Annotated in this window: 4 protein-coding genes and 1 riboswitch; of the genes, 1 reads left to right on the top strand and 3 read right to left on the bottom strand. The window is 75.2% G+C overall.

All coding sequences use genetic code 11. From position 1 onward, the window contains the following. The first annotated feature begins 1162 nt into the window (after window positions 1-1162). A riboswitch (cyclic di-AMP (ydaO/yuaA leader) is annotated at window positions 1163-1321 on the top strand. A 5-nt stretch (window positions 1322-1326) separates the two neighbouring features. Next, entirely contained in the window at window positions 1327-2109 is a 783-nt protein-coding gene (locus tag MW084_RS22945; protein ID WP_010474991.1) for a LysM peptidoglycan-binding domain-containing protein, read from the top strand. 199 nt (window positions 2110-2308) lie between these two features. Here the strand turns inward: MW084_RS22945 and MW084_RS22950 are convergent, their stop codons facing one another. The 3 genes from MW084_RS22950 to MW084_RS22960 all read right to left on the bottom strand — a co-directional run bounded on the left by MW084_RS22950 (window position 2309) and on the right by MW084_RS22960 (window position 7948). After that, window positions 2309-5023: a SpoIIE family protein phosphatase gene (locus tag MW084_RS22950; protein WP_029553837.1), complete on the bottom strand. Its 2715-nt coding sequence runs from the start codon at window positions 5021-5023 to the stop codon at window positions 2309-2311. Between the two features lie 178 nt (window positions 5024-5201). Continuing rightward, on the bottom strand, window positions 5202-6125 hold the full coding sequence (locus MW084_RS22955; RefSeq protein WP_010474987.1) for an alpha-lytic protease prodomain-containing protein: 924 nt from the start codon (window positions 6123-6125) through the stop codon (window positions 5202-5204). Window positions 6126-6718: 593 nt separating this feature from the next. Continuing rightward, window positions 6719-7948, bottom strand: a complete 1230-nt coding sequence (locus MW084_RS22960; protein ID WP_010474985.1) for a cytochrome P450 — start codon at window positions 7946-7948, stop codon at window positions 6719-6721. Window positions 7949-8313: the final 365 nt, after the last annotated feature.

Below are 8313 nucleotides of genomic sequence, written 5' to 3' on the forward strand. Positions count from 1 at the left end.
GGTGAAGAACAGCGCGGTGTCGGTCTGCGCCTGGCTGCGCACGGGTGCTGTTCTTCGCGCCGTACGCCTTCACCTCGTTCAGGTCGGCGGCGTAGCGGAGGGACGTCAGCGCGGGCGGCGGCCCGGGGCGGAACCGGTCGGGGCGGTCCATGAGCAGCGGGCGCATCCGCGCCAGCCAGACGGAGGCGAAGGGGCGGTTCCCGGGCGGGGTGGGGCGCCATGCGCCCGGGNNGAGGCGGGGAGGGCGACCGGGGCGCCGCGGCCGTCGTCCTCGCGCAACGCGACGACGCGGGCGGCCGCGCGCCGGCCGAACGCCACGCCGGCCTTCTCCGCCGGTCCGTCGGGCACCGCGGCGAGCGAGGCGTCGTAGGCGGCCTTCAAACGGTTCTTCGCCTTCGGGAAGTAGTGCAGGAGCACGTCGTGGGCGGCGGACGCGGCGGCGGCCGCGGACGACGCGGTGCGGGGTCCCCGCGCGTTCCAGCGGTACGGCTCGTAGCGGCCCTCGATCCCGACCACCGCGTTGTACATGCCCGCCGAGACGAAGGCGTGCCAGACCGCCTCCTCCGGCGGGGTCAGGCGCCCTCCGGGGTCGACGATGTCCGCCGTCAGCCGGGCCCAGTCGGCGACGACGGAGCCGGAGGGCGCGGGGAGGTTCTGCGACGCCTCCGCCGCCGGCGCGGGCACCGTCGCCGCCATCGCCGTCAGGCCCAGCAGCGCCGCCGCGGCCGCCACGACCCGGCGCGGCGACGGTCTCTTCGGAGTTCTCTGCACTTTCGCCCCTTTGTGGTGGATTTCTCCCTTTCACCTTCGGCGGCCGGGCGCGGATCGCAAGCGTCCTCGCCGCCCCGGCCCTCCCGGCCACCCGAACGGAGCCGGACGGGGAGGCTGCCCGTTTGGTCGTCTTCTAAGTCATTTCGGGTGTATGGGCTGTTCGAGGCTTTCGGGGGATCGGCGGGGGTCGCCGCGGAAGGCGCAGCCCGTGACGTCGGTCACGGCGGGGGGAGGCCGAATTCCCCGGAGTCCCTGCGGGGAACCGGAATTCACCGCCGGACCGCCCTTTCACGGATCACCCACCGGAATTGCGGGGCTTGTTCCGCCCGCCGGGCGTCGTCTACGGTCGCCGTCATTCCGGAGGGAACGCCGAATCCTGCCGCCTTCCGGAATCCGGCACCCGACACATCCACGCCCGGCAGGAGCGGGGGAACCAGGTAAGTCGCCGATCCGGTCCCCGGAGCGGCTGGGGGTGAAGTCGCGGGCGACCGCGGCCGGGCAGCTCCCGCCCGAACCCGACAGCTCACCTCGCAGGCGCCGGAGAGGAACGCCATCATGCCCGCACGGGGTAAGCACCGCCGTCCCAGGAACAGCCGCCTCAGTCGTGGAATCGCCGTCGCGAGCACCGGTGGGGCCGCCCTCGCCCTGCCCCTGACCGGCGCCGCCGCGGCCTCCGCCGCACCGGCCGCGGCGCCCGCCGCGATCGCCGACAAGCCCGCCGCCGCACCGGCCGCCGCCAAGGCCGCCAAGGCGGTGACGTACACCGTGACCGCCGGCGACACCCTCTCCGGCATCGCCGAGGAGCACTCCGTGCGGGGCGGCTGGAAGAAGCTGTACCAGGACAACAGGAAGGCCGTCGGTGACGACCCGTCACTCATCCGGCCCGGCCTGCGCCTCACCGTCGGGGCGAAGGCCCCGGCGGCGAAGGGGAAGCCCGCCGCGAAGCGTTCCGCGCCGGCCCGCGCCGACCGCTCCGAGGCCCGTCCCGCCGTCGCCCCCCTCGCGGCGAAGGCGTACACCGACGACCTCGACGGCTGGATCAGGGAATCGCTGGACGTCATGGCCCGGAACGGAATTCCGGGAACGTACGAGGGAATTCACCGCAACATCATGCGGGAGTCCTCCGGAAATCCGTCCGCGATCAACAACTGGGACTCGAACGCCGCCGCCGGGACGCCTTCCAAGGGCCTCCTCCAGGTCATCGACCCCACCTTCCGCGCGTACCACGTGCCCGGCACGTCCATGGACCCGTTCGACCCGGTCGCCAACATCACCGCCGCGTGCAACTACGCCGCCGACCGGTACGGCTCCATCGACAACGTCCACGGCGCGTACTGAACCGCCCCGGGCACCGGTTCCGCACCGGTGCCCGGCCGGGCGCGGCCCCGCGTGCCGGCGGCACGGCCCGCACCGCGCCCCGGCCGTCGCGCCCCCCCACAGCCGCCGTTCCGCCCGGCGGAGGAGCACCGGGGTTCCGCCCGGAGGGGGAAGCCCCCGGAGCGGCCGGAGCGGCCGGGCGCCGCACGGCGGCGGTGCGTCACCACGCCGCGTCGTCGAAGAGCGCCGGCACCTCCAGGGGCGCCGGCCCGCCCGCCGGGGACTGCTCCGTCCACATCACCTTCCCGCCGGGCGTGTACCGGGTGCCCCACCGGCCCGCCAGCTGCGAGACGAGGAACAGCCCGCGGCCGCCCTCGTCCGTGGTGGCCGCCCGCCGCAGGTGCGGGGAGGTGCTGCTGCCGTCCGACACCTCGCAGATCAGGTTCCGGTCGCGCAGCATCCGCACGCGGATCGGGGGCGAGCCGTACCGGATCGCGTTGGTGATCAGTTCGCTGAGCACCAGCTCCGTGGTGAACCCGATCTCGTCGAGCCCCCACCGCTCCAGCTGCCGCGCGCACGCCGCGCGCACGGGCGCCACCGCCGACGGATCGGGCGGCACGTCCCACTCCGCCACGCGGTCCGGCGGCAGCAGCCGGGTACGGGCCACCAGCAGGGCGATGTCGTCGCGGCGGTGCGCCGGCAGCATCGCGTCGAACACCGCGCGGCAGGTCTCCTCGGGCGTCCGCCCCGGCGTCCCGGCGAGCGCCTCGCGCAGCAGCCGCAGCCCCGTGTCGAGGTCCCGCTCCCGGTGCTCGATCAGCCCGTCCGTGTAGAGCACCAGGCGGCTGTCCGGGGGGAGGCGCACCTCGCACGTCTCGAACGGGCCGCCCCCCAGGCCCAGCGGCGGGAACACGGGCAGGTCGGGGAAGTCCACCGACCCGTCGGGACGCGCCACGGCGGGCGCGAAGTGGCCCGCCGACGCCATGCAGCAGCCGCCCGTGACCGGGTCGTAGATGGCGTACAGGCAGGTCGCCCCGGTGATCCCGGCCCCGGCGTCCTCGGCCTCCTCCTCGTCGATCCGGGACACCAGCTCGTCGAGGTGGCCCAGCAGCTCGTCCGGCGGCAGGTCCAGCGCGGAGAAGTTGTGCACCGCCGTCCGCAGCCGGCCCATCGTCGCCGCCGCGTGCAGGCCGTGCCCCACCACGTCCCCGACGACGAGCGCGACCCGCGCGCCGGACAGCGGGATCACGTCGAACCAGTCGCCGCCCACCCCGGCCTGCGCCGGCAGGTAGCGGTACGCGGTCTCCAGCGCGTCCTGGTCGGGCAGCACCCGCGGCAGCAGGCTCCGCTGGAGCGTCACCGCCATGGCGTGCTCCCGCGTGTACCGGCGCGCGTTGTCGACGGCCACCGCCGCCCGCGCCGCCAGCTCCTCCGCGAAGGCCAGGTCCTCCTCCTCGAACGGCCCGGACGGCGCCGAACGCCAGAAGTTGGCCATGCCGAGGACGACCCCGCGCGCCTGGAGGGGCACGCTCACCAGCGAGTGGACGCCGTACGCGAGGGCCACGTCGGCACCCGCCGGGTCCTGCTCCCGCCAGCCGCGCGCCGCGGTCAGGTCCGCCTCCAGCACCGCCTTCCCCCGCGCCAGCGCGGCGGCCATCGGCGTCGTCGGCACGTCGAACCGGATGAGGTCGCCGACCGGCTGGAGCGGGTGGTCGTCCCGCACGCCGCTGACGGCCGCCCGGCGCATCACGGTGTGGACCTCCGTCGGCTCCTCCCCCCGCAGCACCGGGTCCAGCAGCTCCACGGTCACGAAGTCCGCGAACCGGGGGACCGTGACCTCCGACAGCTCCTGCGCCGTCCGCGCGACGTCCAGGGTCGTGCCGATCCGCACCCCGGCCTCGTACAGCAGGGTCAGCCGCTCCCGGGCCACCGCCGCCACCCCCGTCACGGCCCGCAGCTCGGTGGTGTCGCGGAGCGTGGCGACGGTGCCGGACGGGCCGCCGTGCGGATCGGTGGGCCGGGTGTTGACCGCCAGCAGCCGGTCGCCGGCGAGGTGGACCTCGTCGGTGACCGGACGGCCCGACACGAGCAGCTCGGCGGTGTCCCCGGCCAGTCCCAGGTCGGTGACGAGACGGCCCTCGGCGTCGTCCGGCAGGTCCAGGAGGCGGCGCGCCTCGTCGTTGGCGAGGGTGAGCCGCCCGTCGCCCCCGACGATGAGCACCCCCTCCCGCACGGCGTGCAGCACCGCGTCGTGGTGTTCGTACATCCGGGTCATCTCGGCCGGGCCGAGGCCGCGGGTCTGGCGGCGCAGCCGCCTGCTCACCAGGGCCGCGCTGGCCGTCGCCAGGGCGAGCGCGACGGCGCCCGCGCCGAAGATCAGCGGAAGCTGCCGGGCGGCGGCCTCGCCGACGTTCTCGACCGACACCCCGGCGCTCACCAGGCCCACGACCGTGCCCCGGTCGTCCATCACGGGGACGACGGCCCGCGCGGCGTCGTGGGGGCTGCCCTCGAAGATCCCCGTGACCGTCCGTCCCCGGACCGCCTCCTCCACCCCCTGCACGCGGGTGCCGACCAGGTTCGGGTCGCTGTCGGCGATCCGGACGCCGTCCGTGGACAGGACGGCGATGAAGTCCACGCCCGAGCCGTGCCAGGCGTCCACCGTGTGCCGCTGGAGGATTCCCGCGGGATCGGCCGACCGGAGCGCGGCGAGGGTCCCGGGGGCGTCCGCGAAGGACTCCGCCGCCGCCCGCGACCGGTTCTGCGCGTCGTGCTCGCTGTCGTACCGCGCCTGGTACGACAGGGCCGTCACCGCGGTGACGATGAGGAGCAGGGCCATCACGATCTGGAGGAGCAGCACCTGCCCGGCGGAGCTGCGGACACCCGGAAACCACCCCCGGCGTCCGGATTGTCCCGTACGGCCGCTCTTGCCCCTCATGCACTATTTCTAGCACCGGGTGTGTTCCCCCGGCGACCGCGAGCACACCGCCCCTCCGGCCCGCGGGCCCCGGGGAAGCGGGGCCCGCGGGCCGGGGCGGGAGTCCTGCGGACCGCGCCGGAACGCGCGGACCGGTGGCCCGCACGAGGCGGACCACCGGCCTGGGTGGGGACCCGGATCAGATGATGGTCAGGCCGTACGCGTTCAGCACCTCGGTGACGGGCTGGAAGAACGTGGTGCCACCCGAGCGGCAGTCGCCGCTGCCGCCGGAGGTCAGGCCGAGGGCGGTGGAGCCGGCGAACATCGCGCCGCCGCTGTCGCCCGGCTCGGCGCAGACGGTGGTCTGGATGAGGCCGTAGACGACGTCGCCGTTGCCGTAGTTGACCGTCGCGTTGAGGCCGGTGACGCGGCCGCTGTGCAGACCGGTGGTGGAGCCGCTGCGCTGGACGGTCTGGCCGACGTAGGCGTTGCCCGCGCCGGTGATGTCGCGGTACGTGCCGTTGTAGAGGTAGACCCGGCCGTCCGCGGCCGACGGGTTGGCGTGGGAGATCACACCGTAGTCGTTGTTCGGGAAGCTGGAGGCGGCCGTGCGGCCGAGCGTGGCGGTCTGCGAGGAGTTGGTGTACCAGGTGCTGGTGCCCTCGGTGCAGTGGCCCGCCGTCACGACGTACGGGGTGCCGCTGCTGGTGCGGACGTTGAAGCCGAGGGAGCAGCGGCCGCCGCCGTTGCCGTAGATGGCCTGGCCGCCGGCGATGAGCTTGTTGAACTTGCCCGGCGTCCGCTTGATCTCCAGGGCGCCGGCGCGGTCGCCCGCGGCCTTCTTCAGCTTGGCCAGCTCGGCCGCGGAGACGGTGGAGTCGGCGGTGACGACCAGCTTGCCGGACTTGGCGTCGGTGTACCAGGCGGTGCCCGGCACGTCGGCCTCGAGCACGGCCTCGTTGACCTGGGCCAGCTGGGCGGCGGTCGCGCGGGTGGTGTCGGGGGTCTCCGCGCCGGCGCTCGGGGCAGCGAGCGCGGTGGCGCTGACCAGGGCGGCGGCGATGGCGGTCAGACGCGCGCCTCTCGAGAGGCCGTTGCGGGGAGTGAAGCGCTTGAAGTTCACTGCGTCCTCCGGTGGGGGATTGTCGAGGCCCGCTGGGTGGGCGGGCCCGGCAGGCCGGGCCGACGGGCCGGCGGTCCCGGCTGTCGGCATGTGCCTGACAAGTTGTGACGCCGGGAATACTCGCGTCCGATTCACCGGCCCCGCAAGGCTGTCTTTCGGCCGCTCTGCGCCGACCCGGGAAGAGGCGCCGGAAGACCGGTTCCGCCGGAAACGCGCCGGACGGCCGCGCCGCCGCCGCGCGACGGCCGGGCCCCTGCCGAGGAGAGGCGTGCCCGGCCGCCGTCACCCCGCCCGCGAACCCCCCGGCGACCGTGGGCGCGACGAACGGGCGGGCCGTCCGTTCGCGCTGTTCAGCGCCGAACGGACGGTCCGCCGCCCCGCTTCCCCGCGCTGTGTTCCCACGACCGCCGCCGGGCGGCCGGTCCCTCGCCGGCGCGGCGGCGGCGGAACGTCTCCCCGGGCGGTGGGCGCTTCGGGAAGCCGGTCCGGGCCGCGCTCCCCGCACATGTCAACAACGTCCGCTTCGTCAGCGTGTCACGTGTCCGAATATCGTCTATCGGTGTCCGAAGGAGACCGAACGGCCGGACACATGGTCACCAGGTGACGGGCAGCGCCTCCGGACCGCGGATGAGCGCGCTGCGCCGCCACGGCACCTCCTCGGCGGGCACCGCGAGCCGCATCGCGGGCAGCCGGCCCAGGAACGCCTCCACGAGCAGCTCGATCTCCATCCGGGCGAGCAGCGCGCCCGTGCAGAAGTGGGGCCCGTGCCCGAACGACACGTGCGGGTTGGGGGAGCGGTCGAAGTCGATCCGCTCCGGGTCCGGGAAGACCTCCGGGTCGCGGTTGGCCGCCAGGTACGACACGTACACCGCGTCCCCCGCCGCGATCCGCACCCCCCGCAGCTCCACGTCCTCCAGCGCGATCCGGGCCAGCCCCACCGACGAGCGGTGCGGGATGTACCGCAGCAACTCGTCCAGGGCACGCGGCCGCGCCTCCGGCTCCTCCCGCAGCCGCTCCCGCAGCCGCTCCCGGGTGAGCAGCAGGTACAGCATGTTGCCGCAGTTGTTGGTGACGGCCTCCCCGCCGATCTGCACCGGACCCACCAGCCCGACCGCCTCCTCGGCGGTGATGTCGCCCGCCGCGACGGCCGCGCCCAGCAGCGACAGGATGTCCTCCCCGTCGCCGGGGTCCGCCGTGCGGGCGGCGATCTCCCGGGCGAACCACGCGTACATCTCGTCCTTGGCGCGACCGGTCGCCGCCGCCCCGTTCGCCGGGAAGAGGATCTGGTCCACCCAGCCGCTCATCCGCTCCCGGTCGGCCGCCGGAACGCCCATCAGCTCGCAGATCACCGTGGTCGGGAACGGCCCCAGCACCCGCGCGATCAGGTCCGCCGGCGGGCCGTCCCGCAGCATCCCCGCCACCAGCGCGTCGAGCATCTCCCGCGCCCGCCCGCGCAGCCGCTCCACGCCGCGCGCGGAGAACGCGGGGGCGATCGCGCGGCGCAGCCGGTTGTGGTCGGGCGGTTCGGCGAACGCCAGCGAGCCGGGCTTCGGCTTGAAGTGCGGGGCGAGCCGGGTGACGGCCAGGCCGGGAACGGGGGCGCGGCTGAAGCGCGGGTCGTTCGTCACGGCCTTCACGTCCTCGTACCGGGTGACCAGCCACGCCCAGCCCTCCCCGTGCGGCAGGCGGATCCGGGTCACCGGCCCCTCCCGCATCAACTCCTCCAGCACCGGGTCGAACTCGGTGGCCTTCAGGTCCAGTGCCGGCCAGAACCGCACGGGCGGCGGTCCCAGGGGCGGTCGTGTGACGGTGTCCTCGATCACGCGCGTGTCTCCGTTTCCTCGGCGGGTGCGGGGCGGACTTCCCTCCCCACCATCCGTCCCGGCCGCGTGGATCACCCGCTGGACTACTCCGGACGGTCCCCGCCCGCCACCGCGGGCACCTTCCCCGCGGGCCTGCCGAGAGAAGGGGAGCACCCCGCCGCCCGGGCCGGGCCACCGGACCGGGCGGGCANNNNCCCNCCNGGNCCGCCCGCGGACTCGTCCCCCTCCGCACTCGTCCCCTCCGCACTCGTCCTCCTGTGCCCGCGTCCGCGCGAGTCCGCGCACCCCGGTCCACCGCGCACGCGCCGCGGCGCCTGCCTCCGCCGGGTGCGCCCCCNNGCCCGCGGCAGGGCCCCGCCGCGGGG

The sequence above is a fragment of the Streptomyces sudanensis genome, assembly GCF_023614315.1.
Taxonomy (GTDB): domain Bacteria; phylum Actinomycetota; class Actinomycetes; order Streptomycetales; family Streptomycetaceae; genus Streptomyces; species Streptomyces sudanensis.

Coding starts and splice junctions, on each gene's coding strand:
- MW084_RS22945 (WP_010474991.1), top strand. CDS start 1,327: ATGCCCGCACGGGGTAAGCACCGCCGTCCCAGGAACAGCCGCCTCAGT.
- MW084_RS22950 (WP_029553837.1), bottom strand. CDS start 5,023: ATGAGGGGCAAGAGCGGCCGTACGGGACAATCCGGACGCCGGGGGTGG.